The sequence below is a fragment of the Mesorhizobium sp. M7A.F.Ca.CA.002.04.1.1 genome (assembly GCF_004022805.1).
In the GTDB taxonomy this organism is placed as follows: Bacteria; Pseudomonadota; Alphaproteobacteria; order Rhizobiales; family Rhizobiaceae; genus Mesorhizobium; species Mesorhizobium ciceri.
This window is the reverse complement of record NZ_RZPL01001178.1, coordinates 1-857: the sequence shown is the minus strand read 5'-3', so window position 1 is coordinate 857 and position 857 is coordinate 1. Positions and strand designations below refer to the sequence as shown.

General features: G+C 65.5%; 1 protein-coding gene. It reads left to right on the top strand.

All coding sequences use genetic code 11. The annotated features are described in order from the left end of the window. Nucleotides 1-116 precede the first annotated feature (116 nt). Nucleotides 117-857: LysR family transcriptional regulator (locus tag ENZ75_RS33135; RefSeq protein WP_128278672.1), on the top strand; the 741-nt coding region annotated here is incomplete at its 3' end.

Genomic DNA, 857 nt, shown 5'->3' with positions numbered 1-857 from the left:
GGTCATGATCGTCAACCTTCGCTATCCTGAACCCGAATGACGGGTTGACTGGAAATGTCGGTCTTGACGGCGGCCTTTGCCAATCGAACGTCGATAAGGACCCATAAGGAGGCTTTATGCCGGACCTCAGCTCTCGGCAGGTTTCACAGCTTCCGCCGCTGCAGGCGATCCGGGTGTTCGAAGCGGTGGCGCGGCATCTTTCCTTCACCAAGGCGGCCGAGGAACTTGCCATGACGCAAGCGGCGGTCAGCTATCAGATCAAGGTGCTGGAGGAACGGGTCGGCGCGCCGCTGTTCCTGCGCCGGCCGCGCCAGATCGCACTCACCGAGGCTGGACAGCGCCTTGCGCCAGCGGTCAGCGAGGCCTTCGCCATTCTCGGCCAGGCCTATGCGGCGGCGCGTGGCGGCGCCGACGGATTGCTGTGCGTCACGACGGTGCTGACCTTTGCCTCGAACTGGCTGGCGCACCATCTGGGCTCATTCCAGATCGCTCATCCCTCCCTTGCCGTGCGGCTCGAAACATCGAGCCGGCTGACGGATTTCGCCCGCGAGGATGTCGACCTCGCCATCCGGTCGGGCGGCGGCAAATGGCCGGGGCTGGAAGCCTACAAGCTGCTCGATGCCGATTTCACGCCGATGCTGAGCCCGAAGCTCGCGGCAAGCATCGGCGGCGTCAGGGAACCGGCGGACCTGTTGCGGCTGCCGATCCTCGATCCCGGCGACATCTGGTGGACGCAATGGTTCGAGGCTGCCGGCGTGCACTCGCACGATCTCGCCAAACGGCCCGGCAGCAGCATGGGCGCGCAGGCCTATGAGGCCAACGCGGCGATCGCCGGTCATGGCGTCGCGATCCTGACC